At 71.3% G+C, this 16,067-nt stretch carries 13 protein-coding genes; 3 read left to right on the forward strand and 10 right to left on the reverse strand.

Annotated features, from left to right (window positions below; translation table 11 throughout):
• Nucleotides 1-37: 37 nt before the first annotated feature.
• The 4 genes from ENE75_RS25730 to ENE75_RS14595 form a co-directional block, all read right to left on the reverse strand.
• Nucleotides 38-1,819, reverse strand: coding sequence for a methyl-accepting chemotaxis protein (locus ENE75_RS25730; protein ID WP_199232305.1), 1,782 nt, complete (start codon nt 1,817-1,819; stop codon nt 38-40).
• A gap of 15 nt (nt 1,820-1,834) precedes the next feature.
• Nucleotides 1,835-2,326: a Cache 3/Cache 2 fusion domain-containing protein gene (locus ENE75_RS14585; RefSeq protein ID WP_128199041.1), complete on the reverse strand. Its 492-nt coding sequence runs from the start codon at nt 2,324-2,326 to the stop codon at nt 1,835-1,837.
• A 111-nt stretch (nt 2,327-2,437) separates the two neighbouring features.
• Nucleotides 2,438-3,199, reverse strand: a complete 762-nt coding sequence (locus ENE75_RS14590; RefSeq protein ID WP_128199042.1) for a LytR/AlgR family response regulator transcription factor — start codon at nt 3,197-3,199, stop codon at nt 2,438-2,440.
• Nucleotides 3,196-4,335, reverse strand: coding sequence for a sensor histidine kinase (locus ENE75_RS14595; protein ID WP_233259089.1), 1,140 nt, complete (start codon nt 4,333-4,335; stop codon nt 3,196-3,198). The genes ENE75_RS14590 and ENE75_RS14595 overlap by 4 nt, the downstream gene beginning before the upstream one ends.
• 129 nt (nt 4,336-4,464) lie before the next feature.
• Between ENE75_RS14595 and ENE75_RS14600 the strand changes: the two genes are divergently transcribed.
• From ENE75_RS14600 to waaA, 3 genes are read left to right on the forward strand one after another with little or no spacing between them, the layout of a single operon-like run.
• Nucleotides 4,465-5,868 carry a phosphomannomutase/phosphoglucomutase gene (locus ENE75_RS14600; RefSeq protein WP_128199043.1) on the forward strand — a complete coding sequence of 468 codons (1,404 nt, stop codon included), beginning with the start codon at nt 4,465-4,467 and terminating at the stop codon, nt 5,866-5,868.
• Between the two features lie 5 nt (nt 5,869-5,873).
• The gene (locus ENE75_RS14605) at nt 5,874-6,629 is read left to right on the forward strand and encodes a glycosyltransferase (RefSeq protein ID WP_128199044.1); all 756 of its coding nucleotides are present in this window, start codon (nt 5,874-5,876) and stop codon (nt 6,627-6,629) included.
• A 7-nt stretch (nt 6,630-6,636) separates the two neighbouring features.
• Nucleotides 6,637-8,661, forward strand: coding sequence for a lipid IV(A) 3-deoxy-D-manno-octulosonic acid transferase (gene waaA / locus ENE75_RS14610; RefSeq protein WP_158288959.1), 2,025 nt, complete (start codon nt 6,637-6,639; stop codon nt 8,659-8,661).
• On the opposite strand, the gene ENE75_RS14615 is transcribed toward waaA, so the two are convergent.
• The 6 genes from ENE75_RS14615 to ENE75_RS14640 are packed head-to-tail and all read right to left on the reverse strand — an operon-like array spanning nt 8,639 to nt 15,969.
• Nucleotides 8,639-9,964: a TolC family outer membrane protein gene (locus ENE75_RS14615; protein ID WP_128199046.1), complete on the reverse strand. Its 1,326-nt coding sequence runs from the start codon at nt 9,962-9,964 to the stop codon at nt 8,639-8,641. The genes waaA and ENE75_RS14615 overlap by 23 nt on opposite strands.
• Nucleotides 9,965-9,987: 23 nt before the next feature.
• Nucleotides 9,988-10,317 (reverse strand): rhodanese-like domain-containing protein, encoded by a 330-nt coding sequence (locus ENE75_RS14620; protein ID WP_128199163.1) that lies wholly within the window; start codon nt 10,315-10,317, stop codon nt 9,988-9,990.
• A 22-nt stretch (nt 10,318-10,339) separates the two neighbouring features.
• Nucleotides 10,340-11,011, reverse strand: coding sequence for a protein-L-isoaspartate O-methyltransferase family protein (locus tag ENE75_RS14625; protein ID WP_128199047.1), 672 nt, complete (start codon nt 11,009-11,011; stop codon nt 10,340-10,342).
• A 42-nt stretch (nt 11,012-11,053) separates the two neighbouring features.
• Nucleotides 11,054-14,179 carry an efflux RND transporter permease subunit gene (locus ENE75_RS14630; RefSeq protein ID WP_128199048.1) on the reverse strand — a complete coding sequence of 1,042 codons (3,126 nt, stop codon included), beginning with the start codon at nt 14,177-14,179 and terminating at the stop codon, nt 11,054-11,056.
• A gap of 24 nt (nt 14,180-14,203) precedes the next feature.
• Nucleotides 14,204-15,337 (reverse strand): efflux RND transporter periplasmic adaptor subunit, encoded by a 1,134-nt coding sequence (locus ENE75_RS14635; protein WP_128199049.1) that lies wholly within the window; start codon nt 15,335-15,337, stop codon nt 14,204-14,206.
• Entirely contained in the window at nt 15,334-15,969 is a 636-nt protein-coding gene (locus tag ENE75_RS14640) for a TetR/AcrR family transcriptional regulator (protein ID WP_128199050.1), read from the reverse strand. Before ENE75_RS14640 ends, ENE75_RS14635 begins: the two co-directional genes overlap by 4 nt.
• Nucleotides 15,970-16,067 lie beyond the last annotated feature (98 nt).

Consider the following 16,067-nt stretch of genomic DNA (forward strand, 5'->3'; position numbering starts at 1 on the left):
GCCGCGTCGATGATGCCTCAATCCGGGTGGGCTGGCGTCAGAAGCTCTGCCAGTCGTCGTCCCCCGAATCGGCGGTGGCCAGCGCCGGGGCAGGGGCCGGTGCTGCGGCAGGCGTCCGGGCGATCGGTGCCGCAGCAGGCTTGGCGGGTGACTTCGGGACCGGCGCGGATGCCTGGCGCTTCGCGGGCATCGCCGGCATGGCCGTGGCGGCCTTTGGCGCGGTGGCGGTCGACACGCTGCTGGCGTCGAGCTTGAACACCGCCACCGCCTGCACCAGCTGCTGGGCCTGCTGCTTCAGGCTCTCGGCCGCGGCGGCGCTCTGCTCCACCAGTGCGGCGTTCTGTTGCGTGCCCTGGTCCATGCGGGTGATGGCCGACCCCACCTGGGCCACGCCGGCGCTCTGCTCGGAGCTGGCGGCACTGATCTCGCCGATGATGTCGGTCACGCGCTGCACGGCGCCGACGATCTCCTGCATCGTGCTGCCGGCCTTGTCGACCAGCGAGGTGCCTTGCTCCACGCGTTCGACGCTGGCCGTGATCAGCGCCTTGATCTCGCGGGCGGCCTCGGCGCTGCGCTGCGCCAGGCTGCGCACCTCGCCAGCCACGACCGCGAAGCCGCGGCCCTGCTCGCCGGCCCGTGCCGCCTCCACCGCGGCGTTGAGCGCCAGGATGTTGGTCTGGAAGGCGATGCCGTCGATGGTGCCGATGATGTCGGTGATCTTCTGCGAGCTGGCCTGGATGCCCTTCATCGTCTCCACGACCTGGCCGACGACCTCGCCGCCCTGCACTGCCACGTTCGACGCACCCTGGGCCAGCTGGGCGGCCTGGCGGGCGTTGTCGGCGTTGTTGCGCACGGTGGAGCCGAGCTCCTCCATGGTCGAGGCGGTCTGCTGCAGTTCGCCGGCCTGCTGCTCGGTGCGGCCCGACAGGTCCTGGTTGCCGGCGGCGATCTCGGTGCTGGCGTGGGCCACGTGGTCCGAACCGCGGCGCACGTCGGCCACGGCCTTGGCCAGGTCCTGCTGCATGGTCTGCAGCCAGGCCAGCAGGCTGTCGCGGTCGCCGGCCTTGAGCGTGACGCGGGTGGTCAGGTCGCCCTGGGCCACGGCCCGGGCCACGGCGACGGCGGTAGACGGCTCGCCACCGAGCTGCCTGAGCAGCTGGCGCGTGATGACCACCGCCATGCCGATGCCCAGCACCAGCGCACCGCCCAGCAGGGCCACGACTGCTGTCCACGCTTGTGCATAGACCGTCTGGACGTGTTCGCTGGCGGCGTCACCGCCGTCGTAGTTGAACTGGATCAGGCCGTTGAGCGCGGCGACGACCTCCTCGAAGGCCATGCTGGACGCGCCGTCGGCGATGTCGGCGGCGTCCATCTGCTGGCCGTCCCGGCCGAGCTTGATCACGCGTTCCTGCGCGCCGCGGTACTCGCCCCAGGCCTTGGCCAGGGTGGCGTACAGCTCGCCTTCCTGCTCGCCTTGGACGCGCGCCTTGTAGCGTTCGGCCAGGGCGCTCAGGCTCTTGGCCGACTCGGCCATCTTCTCTTCGTATTCGGAGTGGTAGCTGCGGTCGTCGGTGCGGCTGTGCTTGAGCTCGAATTCGCGCGTCTCGACGACGAGGGCGCGGGCGTCCGACAGATCGCCCACGCCCTTGAGCCACTTCTCCGACAGCGCCACGGCCTCCGCATCCACGCTGCGCAGGCCCACGAGGCCGGCGGCACCGACAGCCAGCGTCAGCACCAGCACGGTGGCGAAGCCGGTGAACAACTGGCGGCCGACCGGCATGCGGTTCAGCCACCGTCCCAGGTGGAGGGAGGTCTTCATGGTGCGGCTCCCGGCTTACTGCTTGTGGCCGATGTAGCTGGCGCCGATGATCTTGCCGCTGGCGTCCTTGATCGGGTTGTAGCAACTCTCGAACTTGGTGCCGAGCACGTCGATCGGGCCGCAGTACTGCTTGCCGGCGTCCAGCGCGGCGTAGGCGGCGTTGCGGGCCAGCTTGGTGCCCAGGCCGCGCTTGCCCTCGGGCGTCAGCACGTTGGTGCTCACGCGCACGAACTCCTCGCCGTCGCGCACGAAGACGGTGGCCGTGGCCTGGTGCGTGTTGCGGATGGCGTCGACGACGTCGAAGTTGTTGTTGATGCGGCGGTCACCGAAGTAGATGGCCGGCACGTCCTGGCCGGCGACCTGCGCGGTGCCGTCCAGCTTGGGGGCACCGATCTTGGCCAGGCGGGCGTCGAGGTCGGCGATCGTGGCCTTGGGATCGGGCGCGGCAAACGACAGCGTCGACGCGGTCAGCAACGCGCCGGCAACCAGGGTGGGGACGAATTTCATGGCGTTGGTTCCTGAAGAAGTGGCTGACACCGGGCACTTCTGGTGCACCCGTGTCCGGACATTTCGGGCGCCGACGCTTGAACTTGAGAACTCCTTGATCCCGATCAGCCCCTACATGGCCTTGAACAAATGCACGTAGGCCCGGCTGACCGGCAATTCGCGTGAAAAGTCACGCAGGCGCAGGAACAGCCGGCTGGCCTCGTCCCGCCGGGTGCCGGCCAGATGGGCCAGGTTGATCACGGTCGAGCGGTGCACCTGCACGAAGACCTCCGGGTCCAGCTGGGGCAGCAGTTCGACGATGGGCGTGCGGATCAGGTGCTCCGCGGTGGCCGTCTGCACGCAGGTGTACTTGTCGTCGGCCTGGAAGAACAGCACCTGCTCCACCGGAATCTGGTGCATCACCTCGCCCGCGCTGGCGCGGATCCAGCGCAGGCGCTGGGGTGCTGTCGCCGCCGCGCCCGCCGGCAGCAGCCGTTGCAGGGCCTCGGCCAGGCGGGCGTCGGGCGCAGCCGGTGCCTGCAGCGCCTGCTGCAGGCGCTGCACGCAGCGCTGCAGGCGGTCGGCCTTGACGGGCTTGAGCAGGTAGTCCAGCGCCTGCTGTTCGAAGGCCTGCACGGCGTACTCGTCGTAGGCGGTGACAAAGACCACGCGGGTGTCGCCCTCGATGCCCTGCGCCACCTCCAGCCCGGTGAGGCCGGGCATCTGGATGTCCAGGAAGGCGACGTCGGGGCGCAGGGCGGCGATCTGCTCCGCCGCCTCCACGCCGTGGCGGGCCAGCGGGGTGAACTGCAGGTCGGGCCACAGCGAGGACAGTTCACGCTGCAAGTGGCGAGCCAGTGCGGGTTCGTCGTCGGCGATCAGGGCGAGTGTCATCGGGTGGGCGTCTCCAGCGGCAGGCGCAGGCGTGCCAGTGTGCCGGGCTCCGCGGCAGCGATCTCCAGTGTGGCGCGGTCGCCCCAGCGGCCTTCCAGGCGGCGGCGGATGTTGTCCAGCGCGACGCCGTTGCCGCGGACGCCGCCCGGGCGCTTCGGGCCATCCGGCCCCAGGCCGTCGTCACGCACCTCGATGACCAGCGCGCCGCCGTCCTCGCGGGCGGTGATGTGCACGCGGCCGCCTTCGATCTTCGGCTCCAGGCCGTGGTGGATGGCGTTTTCCACCAAGGGCTGCAGCAGCAGGGGCGGCAGGGGCCGGCCGGCCAGGACCGGGTCGACATCGATCCGGAAGTCCAGCCTGTCTTCCATGCGCTGCTGCATCAGCGCGAGGTAGCTGCGCGCCAGGTCCAGTTCGCGCCCGAGCATGCTGTCCTCGGTGCGCAGGCTGTCGATCGACGCGCGCAGGTAGTCGGTGAACGATTCCAGCTGCCGCTTCGCGCGCTCGGGCTCGATGTCGATCATCGTCTGCACGCCGGCGAGCGTGTTGAACAGGAAGTGCGGCTCCATCTGCGCCTGCAGCAGACGCAGCTGGGCCTCCACCGCGCGCCGCTCGGCCAGCACCTCGCGCTGCTTGGCGTTGAACACCTGGTAGACGATGAAGTTGAGCAGCAGGGAGATCAGCACGATGCCCACGATGGTGCCGGCGCCGATCTCGCGCATCCACTGCGGCGCACCGCCGGCCATCAGCGCCACGCCCAGCGGCCAGCCGACGATCACGCCGACGATCGGCACGGCGCCGAAGAACACGGAGCGCTGCCCGTCGCTCCAGCTGCGGATGCGGGCCTTGCCGATGGCCGGGATCAGCAGCGCGAACATCACGTGGATCAGGTAGCCGATGGTGCCCGAGACCACGTAGTTCTTGCCGAACCAGTGCAGCCACAGGTCGGGCCGGGTCCAGGCCCGACCCCCGTCGAAGGCATTCAGCGCGAAGCCCAGCACCGTGAAGCACAGCGCGATCACGGCACAGAACAGCCCCGTGATGACCCACTGCAGCCAGCCCGGGCCATGGGGTTCGAGGTCGTTGCCGATCCAGGACTTCCAGGCCAGGTCCAGCGTGTGACGGGTCAATGCAGCCATGGCGGGCAGTGTAGGCAGGTGGCCACCGCGGGCCCGGCGGGTGGCGACGAATCGACAGCCGGCGCGACGGATGGCGAGCCAGGCCCCGGTCCCTACAATCCGGCGATCTCACGCCAGCCTCCTCCAAGCATGAAAGTCCACGCCTCCGTCTTCAAGGCCTACGACATCCGCGGCATCGTCGGCCAGACCATCGACGAGCGCTTCGCGCTGCACCTGGGCCGGGCCTTCGGCAGCCAGGCCGTGGCCGAGGGCGAGAAGGCGGTGGCCGTCGGCCGCGACGGCCGGCTTTCCGGCCCGGGCCTGGTCAAGGCGCTGATCCGCGGCCTGAAGTCCACCGGCCTGGACGTGGTGGACCTGGGTGCGGTGACCACGCCGATGACCTACTACGTGGCCGCCACGCGCGGCGCCCACGGCTGCCGCAGCGCGATCCAGGTCACCGGCAGCCACAACCCGAAGGACTACAACGGCTTCAAGATGGTGCTGGCCGGGCGCGCCATCTACGGCGACGAGATCCAGGCCCTGCGCCGCCGCATCGAGACCGGCGACTACGTCAAGGGCGCCGGCCGCAGCGCGAAGATGGACATCGTGCCGGAGTACAGCGCACGCATCGTCAACGATGCCACCCTGGCGCGGCCGATGAAGATCGTGGTGGATTCCGGCAACGGCATCCCCGGTGCGTCGGCGCCGGCGATCCTGCGTACCCTGGGCTGCACCGTGACCGAGCTCTACAGCGAGGTCGACGGCGACTTCCCCAACCACCACCCCGACCCCAGCAAGCCTGAGAACCTGGCCGAGCTCATCGCTGTGGTGAAGGGCAGCGACGCCGAACTGGGCCTGGCCTTCGACGGCGACGGTGACCGGCTGGGCGTGGTCACCAAGGACGGCCGCATCATCCACCCCGACCGCCAGCTGATGCTGCTGGCGCAGGACGTGCTGAGCCGCAACCCGGGCGGCGCCGTGATCTTCGACGTCAAGTGCAGCCAGCGCCTGGCCCCGGCCATCGAGGCCGCCGGCGGCAAGGCGCTGATGTGGAAGACCGGGCACTCGCTGATCAAGGCGAAGATGAAAGAGATCGGCGCGCCGATCGCCGGCGAGATGAGCGGTCACATCTTCTTCGGCGAGCGCTGGTACGGCTTCGACGACGCCACCTACACCGCCGCGCGCATGCTGGAGATCCTGTCGCGGGCGAAGAACCCGAGCAAGGTGCTCGACGCGCTGCCGACCAGCCACAACACGCCCGAGCTCAACGTGCACTGCACCGAGGGCGAGCACCATGCGGCGGTGGCCGAACTGCAGGCGCGCGTGGCCGACGGACGGCTGGCCTTTGCCGGCGCGCAGGTGAACACCATCGACGGCGTGCGCGTGGACTGGCCCGACGGCTTCGGCCTGATCCGCGCGTCCAACACCACGCCGGTGCTGGTGCTGCGCTTCGAGGGCCACACCAAGGCGGCGCTCAAGCGCATCGAGACGGCCATGATGGCGGCGCTGCGCGGCGTCAAGCCCGACGCCGAGGTCGCCGCGGCGGCGCATTGACGACCATGTCTGCAGCGACGGCCGCACCGGTCAACGTCCTGTGCGTCAAGTGGGGCACGAAGTACGGGGCCGACTACGTCAACCGCCTGCGCTCGATGGTGGCGCGGCACCTGAACCGGCCGCACCGCTTCGTCTGCCTGACCGACGACGCGGCCGGCATCGACCCGGCGGTGGAGGTCTTCGACCTGCCACGCGTGGGCTTTGCCGACTTCGACCAGCGCCTGCCCTGGACCAAGGGCCACGGCTGGCTGAAGGTGACGAGCTTCGCCGCGCCGCTGTACGACCTCAGCGGGCCGACGCTGTTCATCGACCTGGACGTGGTCATCGTCGACGACCTCGGCCCCTTCTTCGACCACCCGGGCGAGTTTCTGGTGATCAAGGAATGGGACAAGCGTGACGACACCGGCAACACCTCGGTCTACCGCTACACCATCGGCGCCCATGCCGACCTGATCACACACCTGGCGGCCCACAAGGACGCCGTGCTGCGCGAGGTGCGCAACGAGCAGGAGTACGTGACGCAGACGCTGGCCCGCCAGGGCAGGCTGGGCTATTGGCCCGACGCCTGGTGCCGCAGCTTCAAGCGCCACTGCGTGCGCAAGGGGCCGCTGCAGTGGTTCCTGCCGCCGCGCATCCCCGCTGGCGCGCGCGTGATCGCCTTCCACGGCAAGCCCAACCCGCCCGATGCCATCGCCGGCGTCAGCGGCAAGTGGTACCGCCGCGTGCTGCCCACGGCCTGGGTTGCCGAGCACTGGCGCTGACGCACCGATGGCGCTGCGCCTGTACTCGGCGCTGATGCACCTGCTGCGCGGGGTGGCGTGGCCGGTGCTGTGGTGGCTGGGCCGGCGCGTGCCGGCCTACCGCGAACGCTGGCCGGAGCGCTGCGGCCGCGCACCGGTGCCGGCCGGTGCCCGCGGCGGCGTGCTGATCCACGCCGCGTCGATGGGCGAGGTGCAGGCGGCCCTGCCGCTGCTGAACGCCCTGCACGCGGCGCGGCCGGAACTGCCGGTGGTATTCACCTGCACCTCGCCCACCGCGTCGGCACGCATCGTCGAGGCCTGCGGTGCAACGGTGCACCACGCCTACCTGCCTTTCGACACGCCCGGGGCCGTGCGCCGTTTCCTGGACGCGGCCGACCCCCGTCTGCTGGTGGTGATGGAGACCGAGCTCTGGCCCAACCTGCTGACGCTGGCGCAGGCGCGCGGCACGGCCGTGGTGCTGGCCAACGGGCGGCTGTCGGCCGGTTCGGCACGGCGCTACGCCCGTTTCGGCCCCCTGACGCGGCCGCTGCTGTCGGCACTGGACCTGCTGCTGGTGCAGGACGAGGCGGCGCGCGGGCGCTTCGATGCCTTGGGCGCCGCGCCGGCGCGGGTGCGCGTCACCGGCAACCTGAAGGTCGACACCGCGTTGCCGTCCTCGCACACGGCGCTGGTGGACCAGTTCATCGCCTGGACCGGCGGCCGGCCGCTGTGGGTGGCCGCGAGCACGCACGATGGCGAGGAGACCGTGATCCTCGAGGCAGCGCGGCGACTGCGGGCCGAGGCACCGGACCTGCTGCTGGTGCTGGTGCCGCGCCACCCGCAGCGCTTCGACGCAGTGGCGGCTCTGCTGGAGGCCTCCGGCCTGGGCTGGCAGCGGCGCAGCGCAGCGCAGCCGGTGGCGCCGCAGACCGCCGTGCTGCTGGCCGATGCCATGGGCGAGCTGACCGCGTGGATGGCGTTGTCGAACGCGGTCTTCATGGGCGGCACGCTGGTGCCCGTGGGCGGCCACAACCCGCTGGAGGCGATGCAGTTCGGCGTGCCGCTGCTGGCCGGACCGGCACGTTTCAACTTCGGCGACGCCTTCGACGCGCTGGCGCAGGCGGACGCGGTCAAGACCGTGCAAGATCCCGCAGACTTGGCCGCCGCCGTGCTGGCCTGGCAGCGCGATCTCGACGCCGCGCGCGCCGTCGGCGAACGCGGTCGCGCGCTGTACGCACAGTCGGGCGGCGCCACCGCCCGCACCGTGGCGCCGCTGCTGGACCTGCTGGACCGCCGGCCGCGGCGGCTGGCGAGTGCAGACGAGTGCATCTGGGTCGACCCCGGGTTACTGCCGACGCCGGCGCAGGCGCCGTTCGACCCCGCCACCGGCACGCCCGCCGGCCACGGCAGCGGCCGCGGCACCGTCTGGTGGCAGCGCACCGGCGACCACGTGCTGCTGCTGCGCCACTACCGCCGCGGCGGGCTGGTGGGGCGGCTGATCCACGACCGCTTCCTGCGCGAACCACGTGCGCACTCGCGCGCGATGGCCGAGTTCGCGCTGCTGCAGCGCATGCTCGGCTGGGGCCTGCCGGTGCCGCGGCCGGCGGCGGCGCGCTGGCAGCCGGCCGGGCCGCTGCACTACCGGGCCGACATCCTGGTGCAGCGGCTGGACGGAGCGCAGGACCTGAGCGTGACGCTGCAACAGCGGCCGCTCGCCGAGGCAGAGTGGCGGGCCGTGGGCGCGGCAATCGGTGTCCTGCACGCCCACGGCGTCGACCACGCCGACCTGAACTGCCACAACCTGATGCACGCCCCCGACGCGGCGACGCCGGCCGACGACCGCGTGTGGATCATCGACTTCGACCGCGGCGCCGTGCGCGCGCCCGGCCCCTGGCAGGCGGCCAACCTGGAACGCCTGCGGCGCTCGCTGCGCAAGGAGGCGGGCCGCATCGGCAAGGTCGCCCGCTGGCACTGGGCCGAGGACGACTGGCCGGCGCTGCTGGCCGGTTACCAGTCGGCCACGGCGGCATTCACTTCGCCAGCAGGGCGTTGACGGCGTCGATGTCGCCCACGCTTAACTGGCCGGCGGCCTGGCGCAGGCGCAGGTTGCCCACCAGCACGTTGTAGCGCGCGCTCGCCAGGCTGCTCTGGGTCTGGAACAGCTGGCTCTGGGCGTTGAGCACGTCGAGGTTGACGCGCACGCCCACCTTGTAGCCCAGCTGCGTGGCCTCCAGCGCCAGCTTGGCCGAAGACTCCGCCGCTTCCAGCGCCTTGACCTGGGCGGTCCCGGACTGCACGCCGAAGTACGACACGCGCGTGCCCTGGGCCACGCCGCGGCGGGCGGCGTCGAGGTCATTGCGCGCCTTCTCTTCCAGGGCCAGGGTCTCGGAGATGCGGTTGCCGGTGGCGCCGCCGGTGTACAGCGGCAGGTTGAACTGCAGGCCGATGCTGGCGGTGGTGGTGGGCGACCCGGGCGTGCCCTGCGGGTAGCGGCCCATGTACTTGGCCGCACCCACGCTGGCCACGGCGTCCAGCGTCGGGCCTTCGGCGGCCTTGGCACGGTCGATCTCCAGGCGCGCGATCTCCAGCGCCGCCTGTGCGCGCTGGATGGTCGGATGCTGGGCGTCGGCCGTGCCGACCCAGGCTTCCGGGTCGGCCGGCAGCACCGGCGGCAGCGTGGCCGGCAGGGCCAGCGGCTTGGGCTCGACGTTCGAGCGGCCCACCAGCTGGTCCAGCGCGATGCGCTTGGCGCGCAGGTCGTTGTCGGCGGCGATCTCGCGTGCCACGTCGAGGTCGAAGCGGGACTGTGCCTCGCGCGTGTCGGTGATGGTGGCGGTGCCGACCTCGAAGGCGCGCTTGGCCGACGCCAGCTGCTCGGCGGTGGCCGCCTTGGCGGCACGCACGGTGGCCAGCGTGTCCTGGGCCGCCAGCACGTCGAAGTAGGCCTGGGCCACGCGCACGATCAGGTCCTGCTCGGCCGCGGCCAGCTCGGCGGCCGACAGCCGCAGCGCCTGCTGCGCCTGGGCGATGCTGGCGGCGTTGCTGCGGTTGAACAGCGGGTAGCGGCCCTGCAGCGTGGCGTTGAGCGTGTTGCTGTCGCCGCCGGGGCGGCCGTCGGCATTCACGTAGCCGGCGTTGGCACCGGCGCTGAGCGCGGCGCTGGGGCGGGTCAGCGCGTCGGCCTGGGCGGCGCGGAACTCCGCCGAGCGCGCCTGCGCGTGCGCGGCCAGGAAGGTGGCGTCGTAGGCCCGGGCGGCTTCGTAGAGGGCGCGCAGGTCCTGGGCAAAGGCCGCGGGGGCGGCGCCGAGGGCGAGCACGGCGGCCGTGGCCAGCAGGGTCAGACGCTTGGATCGCATGGGGGGTCCTTGGCTTGGTGTTCTCAGTAGCGCGGCACGCCGGGATCGACGTGGGTCGACCAAGCGTCGATGCCGCCGGCGAGGTTGTACACGTCGTCGAAGCCCTGGCGCAGCAGGAATGCGACGACCTGCGCGCTGCGGGCGCCGTGATGGCAGATACAGGCGACGGGCTGCGTGCGCGGCAGTTCCGCCAGGCGCAGCGGGATCAGGTGCATCGGGATGTGCACGGCGCTGGCGCCGGGGATCTCGATGCGCGCGGTCTGCACCTCCCACGGCTCGCGGACGTCCAGCAGCACGAAGCCCTCGGCGGCGGCACGTGCGGCCAGATCGGGCGGGCTGAGCTGCGGCAGCATCATCGTCGGGCGGCGCCGTTGGTCAGAACGTGAAGCGCGAGCCGGTCTCGAAGCCCAGCAGGCGCGGCGCTGCGGTGTCGAACACGTCCACCGACGACCAGGCGGCCTCGCTGGTGCGGGTGAACAGGCGGGCGCGCATGATGGGTTCGTCGCCGACGATGGCCATCAGCCGGCCACCGACCTTGAGCTGCTCGAGCAGGCCGCGCGGCACTTCGGCCACCGAACCCGACAGCAGGATGGCGTCGAAGGGCGCCTCGGCCGGCAGGCCCTTGGCGCCCTCGGCGGCGCTGACCTCGCGCACGGTGACATTGGCCACGCCGGCGCGCTGCAGGTTGGCACGCGCCATGGCCGCCAGTGCGGGCACGCACTCCAGCGTCACCACGCGCTGCGCCCGGTGGCCCAGCAGGGCGGCCATGAAGCCGCTGCCGGCGCCGATCTCGAGCACCTTCTCGTGGCGCTGCACCTGCAGTTCCTGCAGCAGCCGGGCCTCCAGGCGCGGCTCCAGCATGCACTGACCAGCGGCCACGTCGCCCAGCGGCACCTGGGTGTCGACGAAGGCCATGGCACGGTAGGCGGCGGGCACGAAGTCCTCGCGCCGGACGACGGCCAGCAGTTCGAGCACCGCCGGATCCAGCACCTCCCAGGGGCGGATCTGCTGCTCGATCATGTTGAAGCGGGCGCGTTCGATGTCCATCTTGATACCTATGGGGGTATGAGTGTACGTGAAAACCCGATTCTAGGCAGCCCCGCTGACGCTGCGCTTGAAGCCGCGCCGGGCCCAGGCGGCCAGATCGTCCAGCCAGCCGTAGACCACCGGCACCACCACCAGGGTCAGCAGCGACGAGGTGATGACGCCGCCGATCACGGCCTGGCCCATGGGCGCGCGCTGCTCCGAGCCCTCGCTGACGGCGAAGGCCAGCGGCACCATGCCGAAGACCATGGCCAGCGTGGTCATCAGGATCGGCCGCAGCCGCACCTTGGCCGCATGCAGCAGCGCGGCGTTCCGGTCCATGCCCTCGGCCCGCGAGCGGATGGCAAAGTCCACGAGCAGGATGGCGTTCTTGGTCACCAGCCCCATCAGCATCACGATGCCGATGATGCTGAACATGTTCAGCGACGACCCGAAGGCCATCAGCATGGCCACCACGCCCACCAGGGTCAGCGGCAGCGAGCTCATCAGCGCCAGTGGCTGCAGGAAGCTGCGGAACTGGCTGGCCAGGATCATGTAGATGAACACCACCGCCAGGGCCAGCGCGCCGACGGCGTAGGTGAAGGACTCGGTCATGTTCTTCGTGCTGCCGCCGAAGCTGTAGCGGTAGCCGGGCGGGAAGGCCACGCCGTCGAGCACGCGGCGGATGTCGGCCGACACGTCGCCGGTGCTGCGGCCCAGGGTGTTGGCGTCGTAGTTGATCTCGCGGTTGAGGTCGCGGCGGTTGATCTGCGTGAGCCCGGTGCTGTCCACCACCTGTGCCACCTGGCCCAGGCGCACGGTGCGCGGGCTGCCGTCGGCACCGGGGGCCAGCAGCAGCGGCAGGCCGGCAAGGTCATCGCCACGCTGGCGGGCGTCGGGGGCCAGCTGCAGCCAGACATCGTAGCTCTCGCCGTCGGGCGCCCGCCAGTTGCCCACCGCCTGGCCGGCCAGCAGCGGGCGCAGCGCGCCGGCCACGGCGTTGACGTTGAGCCCCAGGTCGGCCGCGGCTCGGCGGTCGAGGCGCACCGCGGTCACCGGCTTGTCGGGCTCCAGCGTGCTCTTCAGGTCCACCAGGCCGGGGATCCTGGCCAGCTGTGGGTCGATCTGGCGCGCCAGGCGTTCCAGCTCACCCAGGTCCGGACCCTGCACCGACCACTGCAGCGTCTTGCCGCCGCCGAGGTCGGGCACACCGATGTTGGTGATGGTGATGCCGGGGATCTGCGCCAGACGCTCGCGCATCGGCACCACCAGCTGGTCGACGCTGCGTGTGCGCTCGTGGCGGTCGGTCAGGCGCACGTAGACGCTGCCGCGGTTGCGCCCGCGCGCGAAGCCGCTGTTGACGCTGGCCACGGTGTAGCGCACCTCGGGAAGTTCGCGTAGCGCGGCGTCGATCTGCTTCGCCCGGGCCTCGGTGACGGCCAGCGACGTGCCCACCGGCGTCTCGAAGTTGACCTGGGTCTCGGAGAAGTCGGCCTTGGGCACGAACTCCGCGCCCAGCACAGGGATCAGCGCCAGGCTGCCGAAGAAGGTGCCGGCGGCCACCGCCACCGTGGCCAGCGGGTGGCGCAGCGACCAGGCCAGCACGCGCTGGTAGACCTCGCCCAGGCCGTCGGTGAAGCGCTCGAACGCGCCAGTCACGCGCCCGATGGTCCGGTTGTAGAGGTTCTGCCCGGCATGCGCATGCCCGGCCTCGGGGTCGGGCCAGACGCTGGAAAGCATGGGGTCGAGCGTGAAGCTGACGAACATCGAGATCAGCACCGCCGCGGCGATGGTGATGCCGAACTCGTGGAAGAACTTGCCGACGATGCCGCCCATGAAGCCGATGGGCAGGAACACGGCGACGATGGACAGCGTGGTGGCCAGCACCGCCAGGCCGATCTCCTGCGTGCCGTCCATGGCCGCGGTGTAGGCGTCCTTGCCCATCTGCACGTGGCGCACGATGTTCTCGCGCACCACGATGGCGTCGTCGATCAGCAGGCCCACGCACAGGCTCATGGCCATCAGCGTGATGTTGTTGATCGAGAAGCCGAAGGCATGCATGACGCCGAAGGTGCCGATGAGCGCGATCGGCAGCGTCAGCCCGGTGATCACGGTGCTGCGCCACGAGTTCAGGAACAGGAAGACGATGAGCACCGTCAGCAGCGCCCCTTCGATCAGCGTCTGGCGCACGTTGGCCACGCCCACGCGGATGGGCCGGGAGCCGTCGCGGTTGATCTCCGTGGCCATGCCCGCGGGCGTGACCGAGGCTGCCTCGGCCAGCGCGCGCTTGAGCCCGTCCACCGTGGCCACGGTGTTCTCGCCCTGGCTCTTCTGCACCGACAGCAGCACCGTGCGCTGGCCGTTGTAGAGCGCCAGGCTTTCCACCTCCTGCGGGCCGTCGACGACGGTGGCCACCTGGCCGAGCGTGACGACGACATCGCCACGCCGCGCGACGACGATGCCGGCGAAGTCCTCCGGCCGTTTCAGGCGCGCGTCGATCTGCACCACGCGCTCGCGCTCGGCGTCGCGCAGGTTGCCCAGCGGCAGTTCCTGGTTCTCGCTGCGCAGCGCGGCGCGCACCTGGTCCACCGACACGCCGTGGGCCTGCATCGCCCCCGGCAGCAGCTGCACCTGGATGCGCCGCTCGAGGCCGCCGATGACCGACACCGCGCCCACGCCGCGCACGTTCTGCAGGCGCTTGGCCAGCACCTGCTGCGCCCAGGTGGTCAGCTCCTGCGCGCTGCGGCTGCCGTCGGGCGAGATCACGGCCACGTCGAAGATCGGCGTGCTGGCCGGGTCGAAACGGGAGACGCGTGGATCCTCGACGTCGTCGTCCAGCGCCGGGCGCAGCAGGGCCAGCTTCTCGCGCACGTCCTCGGCGGCACTCTTGCCGTCGATGTCGAGGTTGAACTGCACCACCGTGACCGAGCTGCCCTCGTAGGAGCGCGAGAAGATGGTGTCGATGCCGGCGACGGTGTTGACCGCCTCCTCGACCTTCTTCGTGACCTCGGACTCCACGATCTCGGGGCTCGCCCCGGGGTAGTCCACCGTGATCACGACGGTGGGGAAGTCGATGTCGGGGAACTGGTCCACCGCCAGGCGCTGGTAGCTGAACACGCCCAGCACCACGAACGCGAGCATGACCATCGTGGCCAGCACCGGGTTGCCGATGGAGACACGGGTGAACCACATGGCGAAGGGGGGCCGCCGGGCCGGTCAGGGCAGCGTGACCGGCGTGCCGTCGGCCAGCAGGCCGACGCTGCCGCGCAGCACCACGGCGCCTTCCGGCAGGGCATCGCCCACGGCCACGGCCGGTTCCAGTGTGCCGCCGAAGGGGGCCAGGCCACGTTCGCCCGGTGTCACGTCCACACGCTTGACGCGGCCGTCGGCCACCACCAGCACTGCCGGCCGTGCGCCATCGGTGCGCATGGCCGTCAGCGGTACCACGCGGGCCGGGGCACGCGCCACTTCCACGCTGCCCTGGGCGAACAGGCCGTGGCGCAGGCCTGGCGCACCGTCCAGCGCCACGTAGACCATCACCGCCCGCGTGCCGGCCTGCGTGGACGGTGCGATGCGCGCGATGCGGCCGGCCACCGGCGCCGCGAGGCCTTCGACGGTCAGCGTGGCCGGCAGGCCGACGGACAGCGGCGCCACGTCGGCCGGTGCCAGCGGCGCGGCCAGTTCCAGCGCCGACAGGTCGACGATCTCGACGATGCGCGCGTCCACGCCGACCCGTTCGCCAGGCTGGGCCAGCCGCTGCGCCACCTGGCCGCCGATGGGGGCGGTGAGCACGGCGTCGCGCACCGACTTGCGGGCCAGCTCTGCGGCGGCCTGTGCGGCGGCCAGCGTGGCCCGGGCCGCGGCCACGTTGGACTCCGAGGTCTGCAGCGCGTTGGTGGAGATGAAACCCTGCGTCACCAGCACGCGGTTGTTGGCCAGCGTGCGCTCGGCGATGGTCAGCTGCGCCTGGGCGCTGGCGGCCTGGTCCTCGGCCTGGCGCAGCCGCCAGGCAGCCTCGGTGTCATCCAGCCGGCCGATGACCTGACCGGCGCGCACCGTGTCGCCTTCGCGCACGTCGAGCTGCCGCAGTTCGGCCGCGATGCGGGCCTTGACCATGGCCGTGCGCAGCGCCTGCACGCTGCCGCTGACGGCCACCGTGCGCGCGAGCGGCTGCATCGTCGCGCGGGTGAGGTCGCTGGCGGCCAGCCGCACGGTGGCTTCGGCCACCTGTGATGCCGGTGGCGGTGCGCTGGCCGCGGCCGGTGCCCGGGTGGCGCGCCACGCCACCGCGGCCGCCACGACCGCCAGCACGGCGCCGGCGATCAGCCAGCCGCGTCTGCGCGCGCTCATGCCCGCGTCTCCAGCCCGCGCAGCACCAGGTCGAGCTGGGTGTTCAGCACTGCCATCGGGTCCATCTCCACGCCGTGCACCGGGCAGGCGCCGAAGGAATGCCGGTGCAGGGCGAGGAAGATCATCGGCGCCATCAGTGCGGTGGCGACGTCGTGCACTGGCAGGGCGCGGAACTCGCCACGGGCGATGCCACGCTCCACGGTGCTGGAGAACAGCCGGTCGGCCGGGGTGATGACTTCGTCGGCATAGAACTGGGCCAGTTCCGGGAAGTTGCGCACCTCGGCGATGACCACCTTGTGGATGCCCGCGGCCGGTGTGTTGCCGAAGCGCTCCCACCAGATGTGCATCAGCTGGCGCAACAGGTCCGACGTGGACCCCCCGAAGCTGCCCACCATGTCCTGCCCCTCGGCGATCAGCTGGCTGAGCTTCTGCCGCACGACGGCCTTGAACAGCTCTTCCTTGCTCGGGTAGTACAGGTACAGCGTGCCCTTGGACACGCCGGCGCGGCGCGCGACTTCTTCCGAGCGCGTGGCGGCAAAGCCCTTCTCGACGAAGAGTTCGAGCGCCGCGTCCAGCAGTTCCTGCGGACGCGTCTCCTTGCGCCGCTGGCGGGGACGGGGATCGAGAGACATTGTTTTACTGACCAATGGGTCAGTAATGTACGCGCAGGCGAGGTGGCGGTCAATGTGCACGCCAGGGCGCACCCCGCCACCGCCTGCACCCGAAACCA

The sequence above is a fragment of the Rubrivivax albus genome, from assembly GCF_004016515.1.
In the GTDB taxonomy this organism is placed as follows: Bacteria; Pseudomonadota; Gammaproteobacteria; order Burkholderiales; family Burkholderiaceae_C; genus Rubrivivax; species Rubrivivax albus.